Source organism: Sporosarcina sp. FSL K6-1540 (assembly GCF_038620285.1).
Classification (GTDB): Bacteria; Bacillota; Bacilli; order Bacillales_A; family Planococcaceae; genus Sporosarcina; species Sporosarcina psychrophila.
The window spans coordinates 41,771-66,989 of record NZ_CP152018.1 but is presented as its reverse complement, the minus strand read 5'-3'; the positions used below and the strand labels follow the sequence as shown (position 1 = coordinate 66,989).

The following is a 25,219-nucleotide window of genomic DNA, read 5'->3' as shown; positions in this document are numbered from 1 at the left end:
TCTCACCTCATTTACAGCTTACCGTGTGAAGGTTAAAGTGAGGGGGTGATCAAGTTTAAATTTCGTTTAAAATGAAGAAGAATATTTTGATAAGCTAATTTATGATTATACAAATACTTTTAAATGGAGGTAACCAATGAAGATAGATAGGTTACTAACAATGACCATGATGTTGATTAATCGTAAAAAAGTAAAAGCGCAAGAATTTGCTGAGTTCTTTAATGTGTCTGTTCGTACTGTTTATAGGGATATTGATACACTCAGCAATGCAGGAATTCCCGTTATTAGTTATCAAGGTGCAAATGGTGGAATTGGTCTGCTTGAAGGCTACAGAATAGATAAGCAAATTCTTACGGAGGAAGAGATCACATCCATCTCGATTGCTTTAAAAAGCATACTTACTTCCCATGAAGACCTTTCCGCTAAAGCGGTATTAGAAAAATTAGAAGGACTTGCGGAAAAGAAGGGACAGCAAGCTTTCGACTATCTATTCGTAGATGACAGTCCGTGGGGGCAAAACGCTCGTTTGAAAGAAAAGGTAACATTGCTAAAAAACGCGATTACGACAACAATTTGTGTCCGTTTTTCTTATTCAAGTAGTGAGGGGAACGTCACATTCCGCTCCATAGAGCCACATACGCTCATCCAAAAAGGGAGGATTTGGTATGTGTATGGATATTGCCTTCTCAGGAACACGTTCCGACTATTTAAGTTAGCGAGGATAAAGGATCTTGAGATGTGTAATACATCTTTTATTCGTAAAGAAGTGAATAATGATGAACTTCCCTGGGATAAGGCATGGTATGCACCGAGCAAGGTGGTCACGTTAAGAATGGCATTTCATCCAGACTATCGCTTAAAAATTGAAGAGCTATTTGGTTTGGATTCGATAGAGGCCAATCAATCCATTGTGAAGATAGAAATACCAGAAGATGAATGGTTATACGGGTTTATCTTAAGTTTTGCTGATAAAGTGGAGGTGCTTGAGCCTGCTCATATAAGAGAAAAGATTCAACAAAAGGTAAGACACATCATTGATGTATACGAAAAAACAATTAAACCAATATGACATACTGCTGTCAAGTTTAGGTTGATATAGTTGAAACAAACCTAAAAAGGCGGGGAGAAAAAGATGATGAATCCAGTAATAAAAAAGAAAGACCGGTTTACTATTATAGGTATTTCAGTAAAGACGACAAACGCTAATGAAATGACAGCAGGTGCGAAAATTGCGGGATTATGGGAACGGTATTATGGACAAAAATTATTTAATGAGATTCCCAATCCTATCAATACATTTGTAACTTATGGCCTGTATTCAGACTATATAGATGGTGTGAATGGAGAATATAGTATAACTGCTGGATTAGAAGTAAGTGACCATAGCGAGATTCAAGAAGATTACGTTGTTAAAACAATACCAGCTGCAACATATCTGGTATTTACGTCTGAAGAAGGACCGATTTCAGAAATCGTAATTAAACTATGGCAAGATATTTGGAACTGGTTTGAACAAGAGGAAGTGGAGCGGACGTATACGGGTGATTTTGAGGTATATGATGAAAGATGCCAGAACCCACAAAATGCACTGGTGGACATTTACATAGCCATTAAAGCATAAAAAAATTTAAAAAGCTTGTAACCTTTCCTAACAATAAGGAAATGGATACAAGCTTTATTTCATTTTAAATCTGTTGAATAGTCATAATTGTTCCGTGTTCGCTTGTTTCAATATTCCAGTCCAACTGCATGTCCTTTAGCATAAGTGAAACGATAGAGAGTCCTATGCCAACACCTTTATGACTCGACCTCTCTCCCATTCCAGGCCCATGATCTTCAATCACAATTTTTTCATTTTCAATTCGAACCGCTACAAACTGTCCGCTTTTCGCGTGACGGTAAATATTTTGAAACAGGTTATCCAAAACACGGTGGACCCACTGAGGATCGACATCCCACATCAACCGTTTATCCGGAATCGTTAACTCAATATCAAACTGAAGATTTTCAAAGGTAGGATACCAGGCCGCAAATGAATTTCGAACGAGTCGAACCATATCTACATTTTCTGGATAGTACGGATACTTTCCCGTTGTCAACAACGTGTACGAGAGTAGATTTTCAATAAGCTCGCCCATATAACCTACTTTTTCATCAATGAAGTCTAGAGACTCCTGTCCCTTTGTACTGAGTGGTTCTTTCTTTAAACGATAAGCGTGCCCACGTATTGTTGTAAGGGGGGTACGTAAATCATGCGATAGATTCGCAATGAGTTCTTTTCTAAGCTCTTCTTCCTCCATCTCACGTATTCTACTCATTTCTAGTTCTTGAACCATCCGATTGAAGGAGTGTTCAAGACGGCCGATTTCGTCTTGTTTGGACACTTCAATAGTCGTTGGAATTCCATTCGCTTCAGGCGTTGCCATCACTTCTTGCAAATGAAGTAGTCTTTTTCGAATCCGATAAAAAAAGAGCGTAGAAATTAATATAAATAGAGCAAATATAAACAAAAGAGCCACTGGGAAAAAATAATTATATTTTGCTCTTAATTTGTCATTTGGACTCACCATATCCGGACGTGGGATTTGTAACACCATAAAGCCTTCTTGTTGTTCATGCCCAATAAAGGCGACAATGGTAAATGGATCGACTGTGTATCCACGATTTTTTTTCATGAAATGAATGGCATCCAATGCTGTCCATGTGTCGGGTACAGCAATCGATTCAGGAAACTTATCTTTTGTCTGGCCTCTATCATCAACCCAATACATAGATGCTTCTTGATAAACATTTTTTAATTGTGATAATCTTTGATGGATTTGCTGTTCAGAAGCACCTGATAAACCTTTGGCTGTTTCAATCCACATTTCTTCTAAATCCGTTCCATTATAGTATCGAACTGAAGACTCAGCTTGTTCGATACTATTATAATAAATAATTGATAAAACAGGCATGGAAAAAGGGAGTATCATCATCGCAACCAAAATGATTAACAAATACTGCGCCAATAATGACTTTCGCAGTTTTTTCATTGTTTCACCCTATAGCCGAGGCCACGAATTGTTTCGATAATTTTAGGCGAACTTGGCTCTTTCTCAATCTTTTCTCTCAAGTAGCGGATATGGACCATCAAGGTCTTATCCCCTTCAAGATAAAATTCTCCCCATACAGCCTCGTAAAGCTGTTCTTTTGTCAAAATTTGATTTGGATGTTCCAATAAATACATGAAAATTTGACGCTGTTTGGCCGTCAACAAAACTTCTTCACCGTTATCTTTTAAAATTCGGTTTTCCATTATGTTAACCGTTAAATGACCAATCTGAATCTCTTCAGGTAACGTCCGTCGATTCCTTCTTAGTAACACTTCAATTCTTGCAGCAAGCTCTTCAGGATGAAACGGTTTCGTCACATAGTCATCTGCGAACTGTAGCCCTTGTAACTTATCATCCACAGCGGTCCGAGCCGACAACATCAGAATTGGAATCTCGGGATGATTGCTTTTCAGTCGCAGTCCTACCGTAAACCCATCTAGCCCAGGAAGCATCACGTCTAAAATGACTAAGTCCGTATTACCAAACGCTTCTTCCATCCCATCCCCGGAAGTAAGCCAGCGTACCAAATAACCACGCTGCTCCAAGTCCTCTTTAACAATGCTACCAATTTCTATATCATCTTCAATATATAATATTTCCTTCACTACCATTCCCCACCTTTATCAATGTAAGAGGTCCGAAAAACTTTCTAATGTGACTACTCATCTTTACTATATCCTATCATAATGGGATTCTCGTCTATGTATAAAGCATTGGATTTTCCGAGGTTATCGATAGCCTTCAAATCGACGGATTGTTCCAGGGGGGTAATCATTTGAGCGGTTGAAGAGGAAGTAAAGAATGGAAGTAACTGTGTGATTCGCCCTTCCTTAGTTTACTTCAATAAAGGGCTAATAATATATGTGACATATGAAAAGGGAACACCTCAAATATAAACCAATCTAGAAAAAAGAATTATTCGAACATTCATGCGTGTTGAGTTGGTAACTGTGGTAAAATTCTGTTAATTAATAAAGTTACTATTGAACTACGACAATTGACTTAGCTAGCACTATATTGCAAATGGGAATTATAGGGTGATGGTTCTTGTGAAAAGTGGCGGATTAAATTGATTATCTATAACGAACCATCGTCTCGTTTTTTAGAACATATTCTGGATAATGAAATTGGTTATGTACTACAGAACAACGTAAAGAACCTCATGAATAAATCCATTTCCGCCAGTGAACTAAGGTCATGGGAAAATCCCCTTCCACAAATGGCTTGATGGAAGGGGATTTATGATAGATTAATGGATGTTGTTAAGTGAATGATGCTCAAATAATTACTATAGAACCCCACGCTATAAAAATTTCCCGATGAAGAAGCAAAAAATGCAGTGGAACAAGCACTGGATGCTGGCTATCGTTTGATTGATACTGTAAAAAGTATTTCACTATATATTGCTATTAAATAGAGCTTAATTTCAAGTATTGTGCGCATACTATTCAGTAATTACAATACAATTCTATAATAATAGAAAGTAAATCAACACCTCTGTGTTAGTAGAATGGTAGAACTCATTAGTTGACGTTTTCCTTGTTTCACTTTAATATATGTCATATCAAAATAAATTGATTTGTAGGAGTGTCTATGTATGATAAAACCGCTGGATGTTTGCGATACAACTTTACTTGACTATGAGAAGAAATTTAAGGCTTTGTCTGATCGCAACAGGCTCTATATAATGCGTATCTTATCAACTGAAGGAAAAACGTGCGTTTGCGACTTGAGTGGACTACTTGAATTGACTCAATCCAAATTATCTTATCATCTAAAAATTCTATTAGATGTTAACTTTATTTCTGTTGAGAGAGTTGGGAAGTGGAATTATTATTCAGCTAATCCGACTGAGATAAAGAAGGTTTTATCTCCGGATCTTTGTTGTCTATTTTATCCTGAATAAATATTTGCCCAACACATCAAAAAAACTTGATGTATATGTCGACCAAACCGATTTTGTCTTACTCGGTAGACCGAGTAGCAGCTAAAGAAAGCAGCTCGGAATATGAAATCATTCTTAAAGCTATGTCAATTCAATTAAACGATTGAAATAAATATAGAGCAAAGTCGAAATAGAATTGACACGTTTTAATCTAAAGGAGGAATGAACATGAAAAGTCAAACTGCATGTTGCTCAACTGATAACTTTCCTGTTCAAATAAAAAGTAAGAAAAAAGAGTTCCCTTCACTACCGGTTGCTGTCATTGGAGCTGGACCAATCGGATTAGCAGCTGCTGCGCACCTAGCCAACGCCGGAGAGAAATTCATCGTTTTGGAAGCTGGGCCAAGCGTAGGACATCATGTCCTAGAATGGGGCCACGTCCAGTTGTTTTCGCCATGGCAATATAATATTGATAAGGCAGCCAGAGTACTCCTTGATAAGCAAGGGTGGGATGCGCCCTTCAATGATGAGCTGCCCACTGGCAAAGAGTTGGTGGAAAATTACCTACTACAAGTAGCTGAATTACCACAAATTAAACCTTCAATCCAGCTGAATACTAAGGTGATTTCCATAAGTAAAAAAGGGCTTGATAAGATGAAGTCAACCAATAGGGAGAACGTTCCTTTTGTGTTATATGTTAATAATCAAGGGGTAATGGAGCAGATTGAAGCGAAAGCGGTAATTGATGCGACCGGAACATGGGGGCAACCGAATTCCGTGAATTCTGCTGGTGTCTGGACTGAAGTAGAAAAGTCTCTTGAAAACCAAATACATTATGGTATTCCAAACATGAACAGTAAAGAGCGTGAAAGATTCATCGGAAAAAAAATTGCCGTCATCGGTGGCGGTCATTCAGCAATCAATACGATTCTGGAGCTTTCCAAGCTGAATGAAGAACGTTCAGATTTAAAAATTACGTGGATTCTTCGCAAAAAAAATGTGGAAGAAGCATACGGTGGCAAAGAGAAAGATGCACTGCAGGCACGTGGTGAACTTGGAACAAGGATTCATCAATTAGTGAATTCAGGCAAGGTTCAGGTGTACACGCCTTTTAGAATCTACAATGTAGAGAAAAAAGAGGGGTCAATGAAGCTGAATGGAGAATTAGAAGGTGAAAGTTATTCGATAGAAGGACTGGATGAGCTGATCGTCAATACGGGTAGCCGACCAGACTTTTCTTACCTAAGTGAAGTAAGACTAGCTATTGATGCAGCAACAGAAAGTGTTGGAGCACTTGCTCCACTCATTGATCCGAATCTTCACAGCTGTGGGACCGTCCGTCCTCATGGTGAAGAGGAGTTGAGACAACCGGAGAAGAACTTTTACATCGTCGGTATGAAGAGTTATGGACGCGCTCCTACCTTCCTAATGGCGACGGGGTATGAACAAGTGCGCTCAGTTGTGGCCTATCTGACAGGTGATTTTGAAGCGGCGAAGAACGTGGAACTGGACTTGCCGGAGACCGGGGTATGCAGTATAAACCTTGCGACGAACATAACAGAAGAGTCTTGTTGCAACGCTACAACCGACAGCTGTTAAAGAGTGAGCTATCGATGACCGTAAACCATGGAGGTAACTTGACGGAAGAATACTTTCGCGCATATATATCGCTGGTCATAAATTCAAGAAACTATACCTTGGAAAAAGCAAAGCACTTTATGGTAGAAAGATTTTTAACAGGATACCCAACTACATATGGTCCAATAACTGGTGCAAGTTATATTAATGCCGTAAAAGTTTTGAGTTTAGATTGATGCTAGTCGTTGATGTTGGCTGCCTGTGCACCGCGCAACTATTTAAGTATTCCTATGAAAATACCTTTGTGTTTTTTTAGGAATGTCTGTCATATTGGAAGTACCCCTTGTTATGTTTTTTTGTTTTGTAAGTACTTAACAACTAAAGCATAATCCAAGGGGTATTTTTGGTCTTTTCACTAGAATTGGCTAGTTATTTTTTTGTTTCATGCGAAAATTGGTTTTACAAATTAGAATATTCCGGTTATGTTGTACTTATATTAAATGTACGTACATTCTGCATCTTAGAACAACATATTCATTGGGGAATTTGGAAGTGGGGGAGGACTGGGGTTTGTGAAGAATATAGCCATTTTAGGTAGTAGCGGAGGGAATCTATATAATTTAGGGGGAAAATACCCGGATAAATTAATAATAGATATTTTAAAACAGTGTGATACGGCAGGTATTAATGTTAGCGCAATACAGTTTGTCGGTGCAGAAGTATCAATGGATGCGGCTAAAAATACTACTAAAGCATCCTTGTATACTCTTGAAGAAGGAAAACCTAAAATAATTTACAATGGGTCATTAAAAGATACCAATCAAGAGGCAACTAAGATGGACTTAGAAATAGCCAGACAAATTAGGAATGGTGGTATAGACGGATTAATACTAATGAGTATTGATTCTGAAAATGCAAATAAACATGCAATTAATGCTGCGGTAGAAATGAAGATTCCTATTGTGGGAACTGGAGGAACCGCAATGGCAAATGTTAGCTCCAAAGGGGCTAATGTGATATCTACATCTGGCACTACAGGCACAACTAACAGGACTAGGGCAATATCGTTCGTTTTTTCATTATCCAAACATTGGGGTATTAAGTTTCGTCCTACATTTGGGAAAAGTAATGAAAATTACAATGAGCAGGCAGGAGGTAATCCATTAAGAAGAATCAATATTCGTGGAATCATGATATCTTCTATTCCCGCTTTTATCTCAATGGCTTTAATTCTTGCCTTAAGTAAGATTCCGATATTATCCGGATTAGGTGATGTTTTTGATATTTTAATACAGGCACTTCCGGTAGTTCTAGCGGCCATAGCTGCAAAGCAAGTCTCAGATCTTGATGAAGTGTCGATTATTGCAGGAATAATAGCTGGTGTACTTTCGATTGATGGAGGTATTATTGGGGGGATTTTGGGAGGTATAGGAGCAGGGCTATTAGTACAGTTTTTATTTATGAAATGTGTACAATGGCGTTTTCCAATGACTACAGTTAATATAGTCGCTGGTGGGTTTTCAGGTATAATATCTGGCTTGGTAGTTTACTATATTTTAGGACCTTTGGCTTTGGCCGCGGGAGACTATATCAAACTGTTAATAGAGCTAACGATAGCATTTAATCCTATACTTGCTGGAGCAATTGCGGGATTATTGATATGGCCTGCAATATTAGCCGGGGTATATCATGCCGCAATTTTGCCGATTGTATTATTAGAGATGGAGCAAGCGGGCGTTAGTTTCTTAGGTGCCGTTGATATGGTTGCCCTGGTTATGGTAGCGGCTGGGATTAATCTCGCGAATATTCTTTTCCCTAGGAATAAAAGCGAAGCAGCTATTGCAACACCAGGTTTAATGATAAATCTAGGTTTTGGAACTTTCGTTGAATCTGCCTATCCATTTATGTTTTCAAGTAAAGTAGTTTTTGTAGGGGCAATTTTGTCCGGTGGGATTGGTGGAATGATTGTAGGTATGTTTGACATTAGAGGAACGGCTTACTTACCATCTTTTGTAGCTCCATTTGCTTCAACGAATTCCTTTGGATTAATTACTGCTATGTCGGCGTCATTATTTTGTGCATTTATAATCACAACTTTTGCGAACAAATTATTAAAAACAAAAAAAGCGTAAGGAGTTTATCTTATAGGAGGAATTTAGAAGAAGATTAGAGGAGATATGAATCAAAAAAACATGCTATGTTAAAGGTATGGAACGCAATAGTGGAACATGGTGGTCAAACATTGTTGAGTACTGGAATTACTGGTGATGATGCTCGTTTGGCGAAGGCAGTTGTAGATTCTGGAGTAAAACTTCTCGAACCAAACCATCCGGCAGTTGTACTTGCCTGAGGGCATAAAGGTGTGACTACAATGCATGAATCAGAAAATATTAGACACGAGATTGAATTGAAGGAAATGGCGAAAGTGGTTAAAGGGGTTAGAAATACGGTAGGTAACGATCCCTTCATTACTATTGGAATTCTCGGAGGATTCACGGAGCTAATACTTGTGGAATTAGAAGATGAAGACTTTAAATTAATGTCAGTTAATGGTGCAGATGGTCTACACGCTCATAAGTCTAATCTTGAAAATCTTAAAGAGTTAGTTAAGAAAGCACATAAATTTGGTTTGACTGTTGATGTATATATAGGTCATCCAGATGATTTATACACTTTTGGAATTCCAACTAAAACACGACGGTTGGCAAAAGCATTTAGTGTATCACCTGCACCCCATTTACCGTCATCGATGGTGGCAAAACGGGACGAAATGAACCTTGCCCACGTGGCGGCGGGAAGAAAGATAAGAAGTGTTGTGGGAAATAACACTAGACTATATGAGGTTTCTACTAAATATAACGAACACCCATTTTGAATAGATATTGATCAAAAAGGGTGACTTATTGAATTTTAGCGCCACAAGAACGACGGTAAAGGGGGTAGGCATGATAAAATAGAATAAGAATTACTTTAAAGGAGTAAGATTTATGAATAAACCATTATTTGATATTCCATCGAGCACATATTCATTATTAAGTGCGACAGAACGTTTTTTACTTGAATATATACATCAAAACATCGATGAAATTGCGACGATGTCTATTGTTACACTTAGCGAACGGGCTACAGTTTCCACAGCTACTATTGTAAGGTTAATGAAGAAAATTGGTTATGAAGGCTATACGTCTTTTAAGTATAGATTAATGCAAAATAAAAAGATGGTTGATTATGATGATCAGCTCCATGATATCGATGTGGATATCAAGAAAGCGATTAAGAAAAATGAAGAAGAGGTTTTCAGAACAATTCAGCTTCTAAGTATTGGTCAAATAGAGGATACTGTGCAAAAGATGCATGATGCAGAAAAAATTTATATTTTTGGCCGCGGTTTCTCGGAAATGATTGCTAACGAAATGATGATAAAACTTCAGCTAACGGACAAGGCCTGTGAGAATCACGATGATCCGAATATTATTCGAATCAAATCTCAAAAGGTAAAGACGAATGAACTTGCGATTTTCATTTCACTAAGTGGGGAAACTACAGAACTGGTTGAAGCATGTCAAAATTTAAGGATGAGACAAGTAACGACTATTTCCCTGACAACAAGTCTCGATTCATCCCTGAGTAAGCTATCTGATATAACGCTACTAGGTTATAAAAGTGACCAATCGCTATTCCCTGAATATGAGGTGAGATCCCGATTATCATTAAATGTAATCGCGAGGATTCTGCTGGATGCTTATGTGATAAGAACGAATAGCTAAATTCAAGGCTTTCCAACGTACTCGAGTTGGAGAGTTTTTTTGCAGGAAATTATAAAATACTTGACTTGTGAGGAACTTTTGATATAGATATTTCAATTCTTAACTCCAGCGCCTAGCCCCCGAGTCGCTTCAGGCTTGCTGGGGCTAGGCGCTTGCACTTTTGTTTTTTCGTAAAGACTTTTACATATTCTGAAAACATTTTCATAATGGAGTATGGGATACTTGTTTCAACAACAACAGAAGGAAGGTGAAACCGTGATATACACATGTACCTTGAATACTGCGATTGATTTATATGTCGAGCTTGAAGAGCTAATACCGGATAGTGTAAACCGTACGTTCGACGAAGATTACCAACCAAATGGAAAAGGTGTCAACGTATCAATCATGCTTAAGCGATTGGGGATTGAAAGTGTAGCGTTAGGATTTATTGCTGGATTTACTGGTAAATACATCGAGGATTCTCTTCGTGAAATGGATATTCAAACTGATTTTGTTGAAGTGGATGGCATTACACGTGTGAATGTGTTTATAAACTCAACTGAAGAATATAAAATAGTAAATCAAGGACCAGTCATTCAGCTAGCGGAGCAGAAGCTTCTATTGAATAAAATTAAGGAGATACCTACAGGAAGTATGCTTGTTTTGTCAGGCAGCTTACCGAAAGGGGTACCTGATTCAATCATCGTTGACATCGCCAAAACTTGTCAAACACAAGGTATCCAATTAGTTCTTGATACAAGTGTAGATACGGTTGCTGACACATTAATATATAGACCTTTTTTATTGAAACCAAATGAAGAAGAAGTTGCTGACATTTTGAAAAAAAAGAAACCGCTTTCAGAAGAGGGACTAATCGAATGTGGGAATGAGCTCTTACAGCGAGGGGCGCAACAAGTAATTATATCAAGGGGAAAGAACGGTGCGCTTTACTTTTCGCAGGATGATTTATTGAAAGTCACATCTCCGCAAGGAAAAGTTGTGAATACGGCTTGTTCAGGGGATTCAATGCTTGCGACGTTTATTGGTAAGCGATTGCAAGATAGGACGATTGGAGATGCACTTTCACAAGCGGTTGCAGTAGGAGCTTCGACGGCATTTTCTAAAGGACTTAGTGATTTAAAAGATATACCTGATCTTCTCAAACAAGTAACCATTACAAATTATAAGGGGTGAATAATATGACGCGTAAGAAAATAGTTGCCGCCACTGGTTGTCCAACAGGCATTGCCCATACATTCATGGCGGCTGAAGCATTAAAAATTGCAGCTAAAAAAATGGGTGTTGATATTAAAATTGAAACCCATGGCCAAGTTGGAATTGAGAACAATTTAACAGAGGAAGATATTCGTGAAGCTGATGGTGTTATCGTTGCAGCGGATAAAAACGTTGATACAGACCGTTTCCACGGCAAGCGGCTAATCGAAGTTCCAGTTGCCCAAGGGATACGAAAACCAGAAGAGTTAATTACTAAAATTGTAAATGAAGAAGCGCCTATACATTATGTTAGCGGTGCTGATATGGGTGGATATGGGTCCTCGTCAGTAAGGAAATCTTCAGCTACTGGGTCAAGAGGAAGCGGTAAATGGGTGCATTCAATTTATAAGGATCTTATGAATGGTGTGTCTTATATGCTACCGTTCGTTGTAGGCGGTGGCGTGTTAATAGCACTATCATTCTTGTTCGGGATTTATTCGGCAGATCCGGATCACGAGCAGTATAATGAATTCGCTGCATTTTTAAAGAAAATCGGTGGATTGAGCTTCAGTTTAATGGTACCAATTCTTGCTGCATTTATCGCTGAGTCAATCGCGAAACGTCCTGGTATGGTGGTTGGTTTTATAGGAGGACTACTGGCGGACCAAGCTGGGGCGGGTTTCCTTGGTGGAATTATTGCCGGTTTTATAGCGGGATATACAATTATCCTCCTACAAAGACTATTAAAGCGCATGCCGAAATCGCTTGACGGATTAAAGTCAATCTTCTTGTATCCGGTACTTGGTATTTTTCTGATTGGTATTGTCATGACACCACTACTTATACCGGTTGCCGGTTTAAATGAAGGAATGACAAACTTCCTTGCATCTGTTCAATCATCGAATCCACTTATTCTTGGTATTATAGTAGGAGCTATGTCTGGGTTTGACATGGGTGGACCCTTTAACAAAGCAGCCTATCTAACAGGTACCGCACTGCTTGCGGAAGGAAATCTTTACTTCATGGCTGGTGTATCAGCAGCCTGTATTGCACCGCCACTTATTATTGCCTTTGCAACTGTATTTTTCCGTAAATACTTTACAAAAGAAGAACAAAATGCGGGTGCAGTTAACTTTATTCTTGGATCAACTCATATCACAGAAGGAGCGATTCCCTTTGCAGCTAAAAATCCGCTCGTCGTTATTCCAATTATTATGCTTGGATCATCGATTGCAGCTGTATTGACGTATACGTTCGGCGTGCAAGTCCCTGCGCCACACGGAGGATTCCTAGTGCTTCCCGTTGTAACAGGCGCTATCCAATGGGTATTCTCCATCTTGGTGGGTTCACTTGTCGGTGCAGTACTTTATGGATTATATCGTAAAAAATTAGCTGGAAATAAACCAGTAGAGGAGTGATTCATCATGAATAATTTGATTCAACCATCATTCATTCAATTAAACGTGAATGCAACATCCCAGTCAGAAGTTTTTAAAACGATAGCAGATGTTGCTGTCCAAAATGGAATTGCTACATCAGCACAAGAAGTGGTAGAAGGGTTACATGTCCGTGAACAGCAAAGTACAACTGGATTCCAAGACGGATTTGCAATTCCTCACACACATGCGGAAGCGATAGTAAAGCCTGCAATCGTCATTGTCCGTACTGAAAATGGAGTTGAGTGGGAATCATTTGACGATCAACCAGCGTTCTTTTTCCTATCACTTCTTATACCGAAAACGGCAGCGGGCACAACGCATTTGAAAGCTTTAGCTTCTTTATCACGTATGCTTATGAATGAGGATAAACGACAGGGATTGTTGGATGCAAAAACAAATGAGTCTCTTGCTGAACTAATTGGAAATACACTTACTGAAAGCGGGGGAAATTAATAATGGCACTTATATCTACCACACCAATGCTTGAGAAAGCAAAACAAGATAAGCACGGAATTGTTGCATTTAATGTACACTCATTCGATAGCATTTTTTGGGTGCTTGAGGCAGCGGCCGAACTGAAATCTCCAGTGATTTTGCAAACGACAGTGGGCACGGTCACATCTCTAGGTGCAGAAAATATTGTTGCGGTCGCAAAAGCGGCTTCTGAGTATTATAATATTCCTACAGGTTTACATTTGGACCATTGCACAAATTTCGAAGTGATCAAAGAAGCGATTCGCGCAGGTTATACATCAGTTATGATAGACGCATCTATGCATCCATTCGAAGTGAATGTCGCAGAAACAAAAAAGGTAATGGATCTTGCGAAATCACTTGGAGTGAATGTGGAAGCTGAACTTGGAAAAGTAGGCGGCGTGGAAGATGACATTGTTGTTGCGGAAGAAGATGCAGAAAAAGCAGTTCCTGAAGAGTGCAAACAATTTATTGAACTGACTGGCGTACCTACGTTAGCACCAGCGATCGGCACAGCTCATGGTATTTACAAGGGTAAACCTAAGATTGATTTTGATCGTATCGCCAAGATTGCAGAACTTGTGGATGTCCCGCTTGTGCTGCATGGTGGCTCAGCAATTCCTGAAGAAGAGGTTCGTCACTGTGTATCTTTAGGAATGGCAAAAGTAAATGTATCGACAGAATTAAAAAATGCTTATTCAGAGGCAATTCGTCAACATTTCCTTGATGATCCAGATGCGCTAGACCCACGTGCATATTTACAAAAAGCAAAAGAAGCTGCAAAAGAAATGGCGAAATCCAAAATTAGAATGGTAGGAAGCGAAGGAAAAGTCGTTCCCGCATTCGTATAAGAATCATTAAACAGACCTTCTCCCATCTTATTAGAGAAGGTCTGTTAGTAATTTAAAAAGGAAGGGATTTAAATGAAATTAGTTGCAATCGATTTAGATGGAACATTGCTGTCAAAAGACAGTACGATTAGTGGGGAGAATGTAAAAGCGATTAATGAGGCGCAGGAGCAGGGGCATGTGATCACGATTGCTACGGGACGATCACTACACGACACGAAACGAATTCTGCAAAATGCTGGGCTAGAATGTCCAATGATTACTGGCAATGGGGCTGTTGTTTTCCATGAGGGAAATTCACTTAAAAACCTAGTGATTCCGGCAATTGTTTTGACGGAAATGCAGGAACTGCTGGAAAAAAACCACTTCTATTTTGAGATTTATACGAATAAAGGTGTCTTTATCCTACAAGAGGGTAGGGATTTATTGTACAAAGAAATTGAAGGAAATCAATTGAAGGCGATTGATTTCTCGCTGGAACAAATAACTACTGAAATTGAGATTCAATACAATCAATATGGTTTGCAGTATTTTACAGATTTTCAAAATATCGAATTCACCGAACTGGAGGTGTACAAGCTCTTTGTTCTCACGTTTGATATGAATAAAATGGTAAATCTTCAGGGGAAACTAATGGGACGAGAAGATATTTCACTTACGAATTCTGGTAAAGCGAAACTTGAAATTGGACATCCAGAAACAAGCAAAGGAAATGCACTTCTATTTTTTGCGGACTACTTGGGAATTTCAATTAAAGAAACGGTTACCATTGGTGATAATTTGAATGATCTATCCATGTTCGAAATTGCAGGAACGAGCATTGCAATGGAAAATGCAGAAGAAGCGGTTAAAAAGCAAAGTACGTATATAACAACCCATCATGATGAAAATGGTGTAGCCGAAGCACTCCGGAAATATGTTCTCAGTTGATACCTTATATATTGAAATAAAGAATCTCAATCGATCGCGCTTCGGCTACCATGAGAAATGCGTCTACGCTGGTACTTTCCGGATAGATCGCTGATATCTACTACATCAGTACAGTGTGTAAGGCATAATGTTAGGTACCTGTGCGTGACACTATTCAGTGAATATAGTGCAATTGTGTAATAATACAAAATAAATTAATACCTATGCGGTTTTTCTTTATTTTTTGTATGATTATTTGAACGTGTGAATTGCTCATCTTTGTGTCTGACACAGGTACCTCTTTTTTAGATCTATAATTTCACCAATTAAGTTAGAAGTAATTAGCCGCACCCCAGTCATCTTCTACTTCAATCAGAAAAATACGCTCATCAAATCCACCGCGTTTCTTCGCTTTATCCAAACGTGTTTTTTCAAGTTCTTCGACTGCATCTTCGTTTGCCTCAGTCGCTTTATACTCTGCTAATTCCTCGTGCATTATTTTAGTAATCTCACTGCTATATTCAGCATCAGTTAATAAGCGAGATGTGAATTTTCTGTTAGAATTTTCAATGATTTCTGGAATGCGATCGCGGACTTGTTTGTTGTAGGTTGGCACTATAGTCATTTCCTTGTGTTCATCGTCATATGAACTAATTAACTGAACACAGGAGGTTGGGCATATGTTGTTTGCGATGCATCGGATTGATAAGAAGATGGAATGGATTAATCGGCTATTAGCTCAACATTCTTCGGAGATTAGTAACCCCATCCACTCAATCCATTCCCCAATCATTTCTCCAATTAATGAAAGACATGCTATGATTAATACTATGAGTTTATTCGAGAATTCCCCCAAATTTCCTTCTATTAAAATAATCTACTTATTTTCAGTATCTAATAAAATTTCAAAAACCACACCGTAAGAGTCATTGTATTCGTCGGGAAATGCGTACTATTCTGAATTGTGTTGATGTTGTGCGGTACACAGGCGGCATGTAAGAAGAAATATGGAAAAATAGATAGAGGAGTTGAGTGAGTTGGTTGATAAAGAAACCCAAGTACAGATTCTGCTTTATGGGAATGAATTAGTCTTTGCTAGTGAAACATTAGGTGTGAAAGATATGAGGACTCGTAAATATTCCGAAGTTTTTACAGTAAGTTATGAAGAAGTATATGAATATATTTCTATCCATGGCCTCCCACAAAGTGAGTCAACAAGCAAAGATACGCTAGTTGAAGGCTTCCATTATTTTAAGGAAGAAGGAAAATGGTATACCTTTTTTAAGGAAAGAGGCCATATCTCTTACGAAAAGAATTTTGATGATGAGGAGCTTGGAAAAAGATATATTGTCACTACCTTGCTGCAATTAAAAGGAACAGGTCTGTATTAAAGGGTAGTCTAACAGAAAAAACAGTGAGGAAGAGTGGTGCTACTATAGCGTTACTTTTCTTTTTTTCTAAGTGTCCTTTTACGAGTAGTTGTACTATAAAAAACGTAGATGCAGTTTACTGATGGAACATCTGCTGTTATGTGAAATTTTATAGTGAAAGGAAAAAAGTTTTACAGTCAAGATAGTGCAAGTAAAAGGTTGAGATGAAACGAGAAGTTTATAGTGTTTGAAATAGGTAGCATATATTTTTGAAAACATAAGGAAACGCACTGAAACATCCCAGTGCGTTGATTATTCATCTATTTAACTTCTGCAAAACCTTGGCTTTCTAGTAGTTCAACAGATTTTTTCATGCTAACGCCTTTTTCTTTAGGGTCTTCGCTAAAGGACATTCCCGGTAGGTTCTCGACATCTTCGAAATTGACGACCTCATAATCTATCGCTAAAGTTTCAACTGCTTTTGAATCATCATATTCTAGTTTATGCGTCAATCCATCGATATTTTGAAATTGTTCAATCATAGGAGCAAAAAGTTCTTTTGCTTCATCTTTTGATGCAAGACCAACTAAGTCATATTGAATAATATTTTCAGTTGTTTGCATGGTAACTTTATCTCCTTTAGCTGTGTAGATCATTGTGGTCATAATACCATCATGCTCTAACTCAAATGTTCTGGTTGCTTCCTTATCACCGCTACATGCTGTTAAAAATATAACGAGACCTACAATCGATATAATTCCTATTAATTTTTTCATTAGTCCACTCCTGTTAAATCAGATTTCGACATTTTAAATTTATGGAAACCATTATTAACCATACTACAATGTTGATAATTAAGAAAGATATTGAATTATCAACAAAGCAGAGAGCCAATTGACTAGCTATTTCGGGGTGTAATTTATGCAAAGCAAAGTAAATCAAAACTGAACGGCTAATAAATGATCGGGCTTTCCCTTTTTTAGAGCAATAGTCTAACCTAGATTGTACGACGTCCTAATTCCTTCTGGACCATTTTAAGCATGGCCGACCGGAGCTTGCGCTCGTAAGGGTCAGTCTCAGATTCCGGCTTGGCGAGATAATCCTCATTGTACTTGATTTCGAGGTAGAGGATGTCTGTTGTCTCCATGACGGTGTGGCGTTTGGACTTCTCCACCTCTGCCTCGATTTTTCCCGCCTCATACTCCGCAGGGTCTCGATGGGCAATCTCCGAAAGAATGACCATAATCGATCTGGTGTCCGGTGACTTTTCGTTGTTTAGCAGCGTTAGCTGTTCATACAACTTCTTGTTGGTGAACTTTTTGACCCTAGCTTCCCTGTACCTCATAAATAAATTCATAATTGCTCCCCTTCAGACCAAATTAACTTATTTTAACATTTAATAAGTGCTTTTTAAACTAAAATCCACTTGTATAATGCAAAATAGCGCGCGTTAGTGATGGTTGGCTGTGCACCACACAATTCAAACATAATTCTGAGTCGTTCTATCCATGAAACCTTCATGTTTGCTGAAATAAACATTAAAGTTTTTGCACCATACAATAACCCGCACAATCATTTCAGCGATAGAAAAATCCCTCAACTGGCACGTCATAATCCATAAAAGCCTCGCTGAATAAAGCCTTGCCGATGAGTTCGCGCAAGACGCCAGAATAATAACCGGGCAGATTCCGGACTTTTTTCTGTTTGGTTGTTTGAACCGCAATACGAAGGGCGTGCATGGCTAATTGCTCGAACAGTTCTCCTTTGTCTTCGTGAATACTGAATTTCAGCATTTGCAGGGACTGTTTCCGGTAGACGCCGTAAAAATTACGCGCTAATTTACTTTCTCCGATTGTTGAAGAAAGAAGAGATTTCATTTTACCGAAAAGTGTAGTAGGCACAATTTCCGTAGGAAACGTTCTTTTAAGGTCTTTAGGTTTTATCGCTTTAGAAAGAGAAGCTTCGGTTTGCGGTTTAGCGGGTTCCACCTTACTGCCAAGAGGCTTTTCAGTACTCTGTGGGGTGTTCAATTTCGACTGGTCATTATGACATAAATGTTAGCGCCTAGACCGCTCATAACGGGGCGGATATAGTGAATGCGTTCGATGATTTCGAGCTTTACTAATTTGCGGATGGCGCGTCGAACAGTTGCATTTGATTTCTTGATAGCCTTTTCGATTGTTTCGTGTTTCAAATGTGCAGCGCCGTATTTAACGGAGTAACGACGAATCATATCGAGAACAGCCCGCTCTGTTTGGTTCATATCGTTCCAGTGCGTAAGTACATGTTGTCTTGTTGCCGCGTCTAGATCGTGTTTGTTTGTGAAGTATGCGTATTCAGATAGGTAAGTTGTCATAAAGAATATCCCCTTTATTCTTTATATAGAAGAAAAGTGGGGGAAAGGGGACATTTTTGTGGAAAAAGTTTTTAATTCGGCAATTGGGCAAAACGACTATTGCTTTTATGATGGCTGTCTGTGAACCACACAATTCAAAAGCAATTCCGGTTTTTTCTCTATGAAACAAATCCGATTGTCGAAATAAACATGAAAGTTTCGTGCACCTAACAATAAAGTAGGGGGGACGTCTGGGTGATGGACAAATTAAAGACTGTATCGTCCCATATTCCAAAGGGCATTGTCGCTGAAATTACTTTTGAAGAACGTACCCGGAAACTGGACGAAGCGATTCGACTTGGGTATTCCTATGGTTGACACGGGTACCTATTTTTATGGAACTATTTTCGTATTATATGATATTATTGTAATAGTTGGAAAAATAGATACATTGACTGGTTACCGACAACTGAGTGATTAACTTGGGGGGATATTATGAATGCAGAAAATAGTATGATATCGGGATTTTATGAGGGGATTTTGATTACACTCAAGATGTTTATGACATCAACTGCATTTCCGGTTGTCGTCCTATTCGTGATTTTGTGGATTATCCTGCAGTGGAAAATGCCGGTTATTAAAGGGAATTATGGGGAGTGGGTTGTAAAGACCAAGCTTCGGAAATTAGGGGATGCATACACTGTCTTCCATGATGTTTATATTCCGAATGGTGAGCGGGGACTGACGCAAGTAGATCATATTGTGACCTCCGTGTATGGCGTGTTTGTCATCGAAACGAAACATTACAGCGGTTGGATTTTTGGTGATGAATTTAAACCCTATTGGACACAAGCTATCTATAAACGGAAAACAAAAATGTACAATCCAATCCGGCAAAATTATGGCCATGTTCAAGCTTTGCTTACCTACATAGGACGAGAGGAAATGCAGGATGTCTGTTCCATCATCGCATTTTCATCTAACTCTACTTTTAAATTCAATAAGGGTTTCACCTCAGCACATGTCATACAGTTCCCTGATCTTCTAACGACAATCAGCCAGTACAAGGAGCAGCACATTAGTGAGGATACCGTGAAGGGGATCAATGAAAAGCTCGCGGAACTTTTGGCTCTATATAAAAATGACAGGAAACTATTCAAGGCTGAGCACATGCAATCGATTCGAAAAGCGAAAGATGCCAAGCAGACGGCACGTTCACATACAAGCCGTGCGAAAAAGATGTCCAAGACTGATGCCTCACTATTATATACTGCTTGTCCGAAGTGTAATGGGCAGTTGACCTTGAAGACAGGTAGATACGGAAAATTTTACGGTTGCAGTAATTATCCTGATTGTCGGAATACAGAAAGTGTGAATCTGGATCAGCATCGGCGGAGTGTTTGATTTTAGTATAATTAATCGAATGTGTGAATTGTTCGTCTTTTTTTGACACAGTGTACCTCTTTTAATGGCTGGGGGATGGATGTTTAGAACTACATATGAATGATTAAGGCCATGGTATTCAGAAATGGATGCTAGGGTTTTTGAAAATTTGTAATAGACGCTGGCACACCTGGTTAATTGCATAAAATGTAACCTGAAATCCGATACTAGCTATCATCGACGGGCTTCCTATTGAATTGTCATAAATACACTGCGCATAGGAACCGTCACAATATTGGTAGACCAGAAAAGGGTGACATCATGCCAATCATCAGACATGAAATTTCAATCCACGCTCCCATCCAAGTTTGTTTCGATCTTGCAAGAACTGTTGAAGTTCATGAGGGGAAAACGTTGCTGACGAAACAAATAGCTATTGAAGGAATTACGTTTGGATTGATGGAGCGTGGCGATTTTGTTACTTGGGAGACGACCCATTTAGGGATGAAACAGAAATTAACGTCTCAAGTCATTGAAATGGTGAAGCCATACAGATTCACCGATGCCATGGTTCGTGGAGCCTTTCATTCTTTTACACATACACATGAATTCATTTAATGGGGCACAGAAACGAGCATGATAGATACTTTCTCATATAAATCCCCTTTTGGCATTTTAGGAAAAGCAGCTAATCATTTGTTTTTGGAAAAGTATATGAGCCATTTTATTGCCCGTCATGCCCAAAAGGTAAAAAGGATTGCTGAAGCGACGAAATACAAATTGATCTTAATTTTAGGTATCGATTCAGTAAATACAACTCAATTCAATACCTATGCGATTTTTCTTTACTTTTATTATTATTACTTTAATATTTGAATTGTTTGTCTTTTTGTCTGGCATAGGTACTTCTTTTGCGTTTTATTTTTTAACCGATACGGGATAGGTGCTGTCACCTATTCATATTTTCCTTTCAATGGGACAAACCTCACTTCATCCAACACTGTGGTATGGATTTCTCCATCTTCATCTTTTTCCAAGAGCAAGAGTTCCTGTAGGAGGGGTGTTCCTACTGGGATGATCATTTTCCCTCCGATACCTAGTTGGTCTATGAGTTCGCGTGGCACCTGGATAGCAGCGGCGGTCACCATAATCCGGTTGTAAGGAGCGTGTTCTTCCCAACCGGTGCTACCGTCATCCAGCTTGAAATGGATGTTGGAGAAACCGGCCTTTTCTAATCTTGCTTTTGCCCGTTCATGCAAGGCAGCAATTCGTTCGATTGAATAAACGGAGTTCGAGAAGGCGGCGAGTAGGGCGGTCTGGAAGCCGGAACCCGTTCCGATTTCCAGCACTTTTGAATAAGGCTGCAAATCGAGGGCCAATGTCATTTCGAGTACGAGGGAAGGCTGGGAAATGGTTTGTTCATGCCCAATCGGAATTGCTTCGTCCATATAGGCGAATTCCTTGTGCACATCCATGAAAAATCTACGGTCCAGTTTTTGAAAATAGGTAATTATGTCTTGGTTTTGATTGGTCATTGTCCATGCTCCCTCGTTTAATAGTAACTAACATTGCACACTAATCATTACCGATAATCAATATATGTAAACAACGGTAAGCGGACGGTACCTATAAATACATAGATCGAGGTGAAATATGAACATTTCGATGGATTATGGGCAACTTTATGGTTCTGGAATTAAACTAGGAAAATGGGAAGAAACGCACCCATCATTTACATGATTTTAGGTACGTTGTGCAAGAAGCTATCGTGAATGTTTAAACTTTTATGATGTTTCTAAAGCGACTGACCGCATATTAAGTGGATTGCATGCGTACTTCAAAACAATTGGAAAAGGATATTTGGCTATTTTATAGAATACCAATAATATGCTGATCAAGAAGTGATATCAGGAAAGGATGTTAAAATCATGAAACCACATAAAGACCAAGCAGTGGACTTTCTACATCTTATCGTCTCTGGAAAGATTGACGAAGCCTATAAAAAATACGTAAGCCCAGATTTCCGCCATCATAATCCATATTTCCCGGGGGATGCGGATTCGCTTAAGCAAGCGATGGAAGAGAATGACGGTATCAGCCCAAACAAAACGCTCGAAGTGAAGCAGACGATTGAAGAGGGAGAAAACGTGATGGTTTATTCCCACATCAAACAGAAGGTGGAGGACCTAGGGGCAGCGGTTGTCCATATTTTCAGTTTTCATGAAGGCAAGATTGTTGAAATGTGGGATGTTGGCCAACCGGTGCCGGAAGATTCACCAAACGAGAATGGGATGTTTTGATGGCCTCGTTATTCAACATCCAGCCGGAAACCGCCTCTCGATATTGAACCTGTACTTGTTGGCGTAGGTGCTTTTTGAATTTATGCGTTTCTGGCTATTCAGCCTTAAGCAATGGTGAAAATATTCTTACACGTTATCATCGAATACATCAGCGAACTGATTTTTGGAACTAGAGGGGGAACACCATATGTCGATTGGAACAGAATATTTACGAGTTGTTCGAGAGCGGTTCATCGGGTTAAAAGGGCAAGGTGAAAAAACATTCGACCAGTTGAATGAGGATGATTTTCATTGGACGTCAAACGACGATTCAAACAGCATCGCGATTCTTATTCTGCATTTAAGTGGAAATATGGTTTCGAGGTGGACGGATTTTCTGACGACGGACGGTGAAAAGCCGGACCGTAATCGTGATGGGGAATTCGAAACGAAACGATTGTTAAAGGCGCAGCTGATGGCTCATTGGGAACATGGCTGGTGCGTTTTTTTTGATGCGCTGGAAAGCTTGCATGAGCAAGACTTGGAAAAGAATATTCATATTCGCGGGCAGGCACATTCCGTCATAGATGCGATTGAGCGGCAAATGGCGCATTATGCTATCCATATTGGACAAGTCATGTTCATTGGAAAACAGATTAAAGGAGAGCAGTGGAAGAGTCTAAGCATTCCGAAGGGCGAATCTGACGAGTACTTGGCAAGGATGCTGAAGGGGAAATGAAAGTATAGGCGGACTACTGAGATATGACGCCTTACAGAAATGCAGGGTGTTTTTCTCATGTTATTGCTGTGAGTAAATACAAATAGTTTATGAGTATCCATAATTAATGGAATAGTGTGATTGTATTCTTTGTAGTGTGAAAATAATGTCGGAGGGGTAAATGGTGTATAAGATTGTGACTCTTACAGTTGAAAGAAACAACCCAGAACTGTACATACCCACTTTTTAGAGTAATTACTTACAGATGAAGTTTGTAGGTTTAGTGAAAAGATTGGAAGATTGAGTCCAACCCAATTTGAGATGAAAAACATCCTTGAATGAAAGATTCTAAGATGAAACTACAAGAGAAAAAGCAATTGATAATGTTCTGGCACTACAAATAAGCTGCAACAGATATGGAGTAACATCAATAACTTTGTTTATGAAATTACTATTGTAATGCTCGACCAGATAAATAATTTGAGAGTCACAGATGGTGAAATTGAAGATGTACTCAACATGGAAAAAGGTTGTAGGGTTGTTGGAGAGGTTCTTTACTACTTGAATCTTGACTGGACAAATAAAAACTTTAAATATGAACAAGATCATCTACATCCAGATAATAGGTTTAGCGAAGGGAAGCCAGTATCTGTTAGTATGGAAGATTGGAGAATCTGGCGAGGCCTACGTAATCGACTACCTAATCTACATTTCTGTTTTAACAGGGAAGGAACCGATGGACCCTGTTATAAAATGAATTTTAGCCCAGTGGTGGTACCTGTATATTGAGCTAAAAACAACAAACACCGCTAGAGTTATCCTAGCGGTGTTTGTTATATTAAGTAAATTGTGGTGATGAAATTATATCGTTAATAATAGTTTTGCGATAAACATTAATGAGTAAATAAAAAAATACTGTTACATAGCACCACTATCTGAAAGGATTGTTTTTCATGTCATCTTGGATATTGACGTCTGCACCGGCTTTAATTAAGGTTTTTGCCGTGACGACGTCATTATTATACGTAGCTAACATAGTGGCAGTACGACCGTTTTCATCCTTTACGTTTATATTTGCCCCTTTAGTAATCAGTCTACTTACGCTATTTGTATCTTTAAGTTCAACCGCATTAAGTAATTCTAGGTTCAATGTATTTTCCTCCCTTTTCTGTTCGGTAGGTATACCTTTCCCACCTGTAACGCAACCTTGTAAAATAAGAATACTTCCAGCCAGCATAATCAACCACTTCTTCATAAAGTGCTCTTTTTTTAATTTCAATTACCTGCACGTGGAGCTACTCAGATCATTCGCTACAATTACATAATAATAGAATGAAGATCGGACAAATTGGCGAATGTCTGGTTTTATTGTATGGTCATTCACGTGTGTTAATTATTTGTCTTTGTGTCAAGCACAGATGCCCTCCACTTACTTATTCTTACGAAGAACACCCACTACACGAGCTACAACTACTCCCGGAGTCAGAGCTCCCTCCATCCGAAGGAGCACTTGGCATAGCTCCGGCGTCTGTTCCCACTTCAAACGAATTCACATTGGTGACAATCTCGTTCCATTCTTCTTTATAATCGAAGTCGGTTGCAAAGCCTGGTGATCCGTCTGCGAAAGCACCGGTCACTTTTTTCTTCTTCACTTGAATTGTTTCATACTCATAAAAGGCGAATAGTGAGGCACCATACCAATAGCCGTCTTTTCGTTTAACACGCTTTCCATTTGACTTCATCACTTGTTGTCGTGCGAAATTGAGAAAGGTAGCCAATGTATGTGTCGAGGCGGCATCGGATGAGTGACGCCCAAACGACTCAATTATGTCTTTTGGATCATTCACTATACGCTCTATCCATTTTGCGTGTTCTTTCTTTTTTTGCCCGAATTTCCCCCATAGATGCGAGCGAGAAGTAACGTTGAAAAAAGAAAGATATAACA

The 25,219-nt window shown here is 39.0% G+C and carries 29 protein-coding genes; 19 read left to right on the top strand and 10 right to left on the bottom strand.

Annotated features, from left to right (window positions below; translation table 11 throughout):
• Positions 1 to 136 precede the first annotated feature (136 nt).
• Together MKY15_RS00305 and MKY15_RS00300 are read left to right on the top strand one after the other, a co-directional pair.
• Positions 137 to 1,069, top strand: a complete 933-nt coding sequence (locus MKY15_RS00305) for a YafY family protein (protein ID WP_187045329.1) — start codon at positions 137 to 139, stop codon at positions 1,067 to 1,069.
• A 66-nt stretch (positions 1,070 to 1,135) separates the two neighbouring features.
• Entirely contained in the window at positions 1,136 to 1,621 is a 486-nt protein-coding gene (locus MKY15_RS00300) for a GyrI-like domain-containing protein (protein WP_342538703.1), read from the top strand.
• Between the two features lie 64 nt (positions 1,622 to 1,685).
• On the opposite strand, the gene MKY15_RS00295 is transcribed toward MKY15_RS00300, so the two are convergent.
• A complete protein-coding gene (locus MKY15_RS00295; protein ID WP_187045327.1) occupies positions 1,686 to 3,032 on the bottom strand; it encodes a HAMP domain-containing sensor histidine kinase in 1,347 nt (448 codons plus the stop codon).
• Positions 3,029 to 3,703, bottom strand: a complete 675-nt coding sequence (locus MKY15_RS00290; protein ID WP_342538702.1) for a response regulator transcription factor — start codon at positions 3,701 to 3,703, stop codon at positions 3,029 to 3,031. Before MKY15_RS00290 ends, MKY15_RS00295 begins: the two co-directional genes overlap by 4 nt.
• Before the next feature lie 986 nt (positions 3,704 to 4,689).
• Between MKY15_RS00290 and MKY15_RS00285 the strand changes: the two genes are divergently transcribed.
• From MKY15_RS00285 to MKY15_RS00235, 11 genes are all read left to right on the top strand, one after another.
• Positions 4,690 to 4,998 (top strand): metalloregulator ArsR/SmtB family transcription factor, encoded by a 309-nt coding sequence (locus MKY15_RS00285; RefSeq protein WP_187045325.1) that lies wholly within the window; start codon positions 4,690 to 4,692, stop codon positions 4,996 to 4,998.
• A 207-nt stretch (positions 4,999 to 5,205) separates the two neighbouring features.
• Complete coding sequence (locus tag MKY15_RS00280) at positions 5,206 to 6,576, top strand: NAD(P)-binding domain-containing protein (protein ID WP_342538701.1); 1,371 nt, start codon at positions 5,206 to 5,208, stop codon at positions 6,574 to 6,576.
• Between the two features lie 14 nt (positions 6,577 to 6,590).
• Entirely contained in the window at positions 6,591 to 6,791 is a 201-nt protein-coding gene (locus tag MKY15_RS00275) for a hypothetical protein (protein ID WP_342538700.1), read from the top strand.
• A gap of 336 nt (positions 6,792 to 7,127) precedes the next feature.
• The gene (locus MKY15_RS00270) at positions 7,128 to 8,687 is read left to right on the top strand and encodes a PTS sugar transporter (RefSeq protein WP_342538699.1); all 1,560 of its coding nucleotides are present in this window, start codon (positions 7,128 to 7,130) and stop codon (positions 8,685 to 8,687) included.
• A 239-nt stretch (positions 8,688 to 8,926) separates the two neighbouring features.
• Positions 8,927 to 9,430, top strand: a complete 504-nt coding sequence (locus tag MKY15_RS00265) for a hypothetical protein (RefSeq protein WP_342538698.1) — start codon at positions 8,927 to 8,929, stop codon at positions 9,428 to 9,430.
• Between the two features lie 112 nt (positions 9,431 to 9,542).
• The gene (locus MKY15_RS00260; protein ID WP_187045320.1) at positions 9,543 to 10,322 is read left to right on the top strand and encodes a MurR/RpiR family transcriptional regulator; all 780 of its coding nucleotides are present in this window, start codon (positions 9,543 to 9,545) and stop codon (positions 10,320 to 10,322) included.
• 255 nt (positions 10,323 to 10,577) lie between these two features.
• Positions 10,578 to 11,498 (top strand): 1-phosphofructokinase, encoded by a 921-nt coding sequence (gene pfkB, locus MKY15_RS00255; protein WP_187047933.1) that lies wholly within the window; start codon positions 10,578 to 10,580, stop codon positions 11,496 to 11,498.
• 5 nt (positions 11,499 to 11,503) lie between these two features.
• Positions 11,504 to 12,937, top strand: coding sequence for a fructose-specific PTS transporter subunit EIIC (locus MKY15_RS00250; RefSeq protein WP_187045319.1), 1,434 nt, complete (start codon positions 11,504 to 11,506; stop codon positions 12,935 to 12,937).
• A 6-nt stretch (positions 12,938 to 12,943) separates the two neighbouring features.
• Positions 12,944 to 13,411, top strand: a complete 468-nt coding sequence (locus MKY15_RS00245) for a PTS sugar transporter subunit IIA (protein ID WP_255428465.1) — start codon at positions 12,944 to 12,946, stop codon at positions 13,409 to 13,411.
• A 2-nt stretch (positions 13,412 to 13,413) separates the two neighbouring features.
• On the top strand, positions 13,414 to 14,283 hold the full coding sequence (locus MKY15_RS00240; protein WP_187045318.1) for a class II fructose-bisphosphate aldolase: 870 nt from the start codon (positions 13,414 to 13,416) through the stop codon (positions 14,281 to 14,283).
• Positions 14,284 to 14,355: 72 nt separating this feature from the next.
• Positions 14,356 to 15,210, top strand: coding sequence for a Cof-type HAD-IIB family hydrolase (locus MKY15_RS00235; protein ID WP_342538697.1), 855 nt, complete (start codon positions 14,356 to 14,358; stop codon positions 15,208 to 15,210).
• Between the two features lie 310 nt (positions 15,211 to 15,520).
• Here the strand turns inward: MKY15_RS00235 and MKY15_RS00230 are convergent, their stop codons facing one another.
• A complete protein-coding gene (locus MKY15_RS00230) occupies positions 15,521 to 15,805 on the bottom strand; it encodes a nucleoside triphosphate pyrophosphohydrolase (RefSeq protein ID WP_187045314.1) in 285 nt (94 codons plus the stop codon).
• A 421-nt stretch (positions 15,806 to 16,226) separates the two neighbouring features.
• Between MKY15_RS00230 and MKY15_RS00225 the strand changes: the two genes are divergently transcribed.
• Positions 16,227 to 16,580, top strand: coding sequence for a hypothetical protein (locus MKY15_RS00225; protein ID WP_342538696.1), 354 nt, complete (start codon positions 16,227 to 16,229; stop codon positions 16,578 to 16,580).
• 299 nt (positions 16,581 to 16,879) lie between these two features.
• On the opposite strand, the gene MKY15_RS00220 is transcribed toward MKY15_RS00225, so the two are convergent.
• The 4 genes from MKY15_RS00220 to MKY15_RS00205 form a co-directional block, all read right to left on the bottom strand.
• Positions 16,880 to 17,335: a DUF1307 domain-containing protein gene (locus MKY15_RS00220; protein ID WP_187045312.1), complete on the bottom strand. Its 456-nt coding sequence runs from the start codon at positions 17,333 to 17,335 to the stop codon at positions 16,880 to 16,882.
• Between the two features lie 221 nt (positions 17,336 to 17,556).
• Entirely contained in the window at positions 17,557 to 17,916 is a 360-nt protein-coding gene (locus MKY15_RS00215; RefSeq protein WP_342538695.1) for a hypothetical protein, read from the bottom strand.
• A 220-nt stretch (positions 17,917 to 18,136) separates the two neighbouring features.
• Entirely contained in the window at positions 18,137 to 18,589 is a 453-nt protein-coding gene (locus tag MKY15_RS00210; protein ID WP_342538694.1) for a hypothetical protein, read from the bottom strand.
• On the bottom strand, positions 18,586 to 18,915 hold the full coding sequence (locus MKY15_RS00205) for a helix-turn-helix domain-containing protein (protein ID WP_342538693.1): 330 nt from the start codon (positions 18,913 to 18,915) through the stop codon (positions 18,586 to 18,588). Before MKY15_RS00205 ends, MKY15_RS00210 begins: the two co-directional genes overlap by 4 nt.
• A gap of 234 nt (positions 18,916 to 19,149) precedes the next feature.
• Between MKY15_RS00205 and MKY15_RS00200 the strand changes: the two genes are divergently transcribed.
• The 3 genes from MKY15_RS00200 to MKY15_RS00190 all read left to right on the top strand — a co-directional run bounded on the left by MKY15_RS00200 (position 19,150) and on the right by MKY15_RS00190 (position 20,895).
• Positions 19,150 to 19,272: a hypothetical protein gene (locus MKY15_RS00200; RefSeq protein WP_342538692.1), complete on the top strand. Its 123-nt coding sequence runs from the start codon at positions 19,150 to 19,152 to the stop codon at positions 19,270 to 19,272.
• A 117-nt stretch (positions 19,273 to 19,389) separates the two neighbouring features.
• Entirely contained in the window at positions 19,390 to 20,298 is a 909-nt protein-coding gene (locus MKY15_RS00195) for an NERD domain-containing protein (RefSeq protein WP_342538691.1), read from the top strand.
• Between the two features lie 300 nt (positions 20,299 to 20,598).
• The gene (locus MKY15_RS00190) at positions 20,599 to 20,895 is read left to right on the top strand and encodes a hypothetical protein (protein WP_342538689.1); all 297 of its coding nucleotides are present in this window, start codon (positions 20,599 to 20,601) and stop codon (positions 20,893 to 20,895) included.
• 335 nt (positions 20,896 to 21,230) lie between these two features.
• Here MKY15_RS00190 and MKY15_RS00185 read toward each other — a convergent pair whose 3' ends face one another.
• Positions 21,231 to 21,812, bottom strand: coding sequence for a protein-L-isoaspartate(D-aspartate) O-methyltransferase (locus tag MKY15_RS00185; RefSeq protein ID WP_342538688.1), 582 nt, complete (start codon positions 21,810 to 21,812; stop codon positions 21,231 to 21,233).
• A gap of 393 nt (positions 21,813 to 22,205) precedes the next feature.
• On the opposite strand from MKY15_RS00185, the gene MKY15_RS00180 reads away from it, so the two are divergent.
• A complete protein-coding gene (locus MKY15_RS00180; protein ID WP_067210937.1) occupies positions 22,206 to 22,577 on the top strand; it encodes an ester cyclase in 372 nt (123 codons plus the stop codon).
• Positions 22,578 to 22,764: 187 nt separating this feature from the next.
• Positions 22,765 to 23,295, top strand: a complete 531-nt coding sequence (locus tag MKY15_RS00175) for a DUF1572 family protein (protein ID WP_342538687.1) — start codon at positions 22,765 to 22,767, stop codon at positions 23,293 to 23,295.
• Positions 23,296 to 24,205: 910 nt separating this feature from the next.
• Here MKY15_RS00175 and MKY15_RS00170 read toward each other — a convergent pair.
• Entirely contained in the window at positions 24,206 to 24,529 is a 324-nt protein-coding gene (locus tag MKY15_RS00170; RefSeq protein WP_342538686.1) for an ankyrin repeat domain-containing protein, read from the bottom strand.
• A 184-nt stretch (positions 24,530 to 24,713) separates the two neighbouring features.
• Positions 24,714 to 25,121, bottom strand: a complete 408-nt coding sequence (locus tag MKY15_RS00165) for a hypothetical protein (RefSeq protein ID WP_342538685.1) — start codon at positions 25,119 to 25,121, stop codon at positions 24,714 to 24,716.
• Between the last annotated feature and the right edge of the window lie 98 nt (positions 25,122 to 25,219).

What these genes read in the sequence shown, in the direction of transcription:
- MKY15_RS00180 (WP_067210937.1), top strand. Translation starts at nt 22,206, where the DNA reads ATGAAACCACATAAAGACCAAGCAGTGGACTTTCTACATCTTATCGTC.
- MKY15_RS00195 (WP_342538691.1), top strand. Translation starts at nt 19,390, where the DNA reads ATGAATGCAGAAAATAGTATGATATCGGGATTTTATGAGGGGATTTTG.
- MKY15_RS00250 (WP_187045319.1), top strand. Translation starts at nt 11,504, where the DNA reads ATGACGCGTAAGAAAATAGTTGCCGCCACTGGTTGTCCAACAGGCATT.
- MKY15_RS00240 (WP_187045318.1), top strand. Translation starts at nt 13,414, where the DNA reads ATGGCACTTATATCTACCACACCAATGCTTGAGAAAGCAAAACAAGAT.
- MKY15_RS00305 (WP_187045329.1), top strand. Translation starts at nt 137, where the DNA reads ATGAAGATAGATAGGTTACTAACAATGACCATGATGTTGATTAATCGT.
- MKY15_RS00190 (WP_342538689.1), top strand. Translation starts at nt 20,599, where the DNA reads ATGCCAATCATCAGACATGAAATTTCAATCCACGCTCCCATCCAAGTT.
- MKY15_RS00235 (WP_342538697.1), top strand. Translation starts at nt 14,356, where the DNA reads ATGAAATTAGTTGCAATCGATTTAGATGGAACATTGCTGTCAAAAGAC.
- MKY15_RS00260 (WP_187045320.1), top strand. Translation starts at nt 9,543, where the DNA reads ATGAATAAACCATTATTTGATATTCCATCGAGCACATATTCATTATTA.
- MKY15_RS00300 (WP_342538703.1), top strand. Translation starts at nt 1,136, where the DNA reads ATGAATCCAGTAATAAAAAAGAAAGACCGGTTTACTATTATAGGTATT.
- MKY15_RS00175 (WP_342538687.1), top strand. Translation starts at nt 22,765, where the DNA reads ATGTCGATTGGAACAGAATATTTACGAGTTGTTCGAGAGCGGTTCATC.
- MKY15_RS00295 (WP_187045327.1), bottom strand. Translation starts at nt 3,032, where the DNA reads ATGAAAAAACTGCGAAAGTCATTATTGGCGCAGTATTTGTTAATCATT.
- MKY15_RS00245 (WP_255428465.1), top strand. Translation starts at nt 12,944, where the DNA reads ATGAATAATTTGATTCAACCATCATTCATTCAATTAAACGTGAATGCA.
- MKY15_RS00170 (WP_342538686.1), bottom strand. Translation starts at nt 24,529, where the DNA reads ATGAAGAAGTGGTTGATTATGCTGGCTGGAAGTATTCTTATTTTACAA.
- MKY15_RS00185 (WP_342538688.1), bottom strand. Translation starts at nt 21,812, where the DNA reads ATGACCAATCAAAACCAAGACATAATTACCTATTTTCAAAAACTGGAC.
- MKY15_RS00265 (WP_342538698.1), top strand. Translation starts at nt 8,927, where the DNA reads ATGCATGAATCAGAAAATATTAGACACGAGATTGAATTGAAGGAAATG.
- MKY15_RS00285 (WP_187045325.1), top strand. Translation starts at nt 4,690, where the DNA reads ATGATAAAACCGCTGGATGTTTGCGATACAACTTTACTTGACTATGAG.
- MKY15_RS00205 (WP_342538693.1), bottom strand. Translation starts at nt 18,915, where the DNA reads ATGACAACTTACCTATCTGAATACGCATACTTCACAAACAAACACGAT.
- MKY15_RS00280 (WP_342538701.1), top strand. Translation starts at nt 5,206, where the DNA reads ATGAAAAGTCAAACTGCATGTTGCTCAACTGATAACTTTCCTGTTCAA.
- MKY15_RS00220 (WP_187045312.1), bottom strand. Translation starts at nt 17,335, where the DNA reads ATGAAAAAATTAATAGGAATTATATCGATTGTAGGTCTCGTTATATTT.
- MKY15_RS00215 (WP_342538695.1), bottom strand. Translation starts at nt 17,916, where the DNA reads ATGAATTTATTTATGAGGTACAGGGAAGCTAGGGTCAAAAAGTTCACC.
- MKY15_RS00290 (WP_342538702.1), bottom strand. Translation starts at nt 3,703, where the DNA reads ATGGTAGTGAAGGAAATATTATATATTGAAGATGATATAGAAATTGGT.
- MKY15_RS00275 (WP_342538700.1), top strand. Translation starts at nt 6,591, where the DNA reads ATGACCGTAAACCATGGAGGTAACTTGACGGAAGAATACTTTCGCGCA.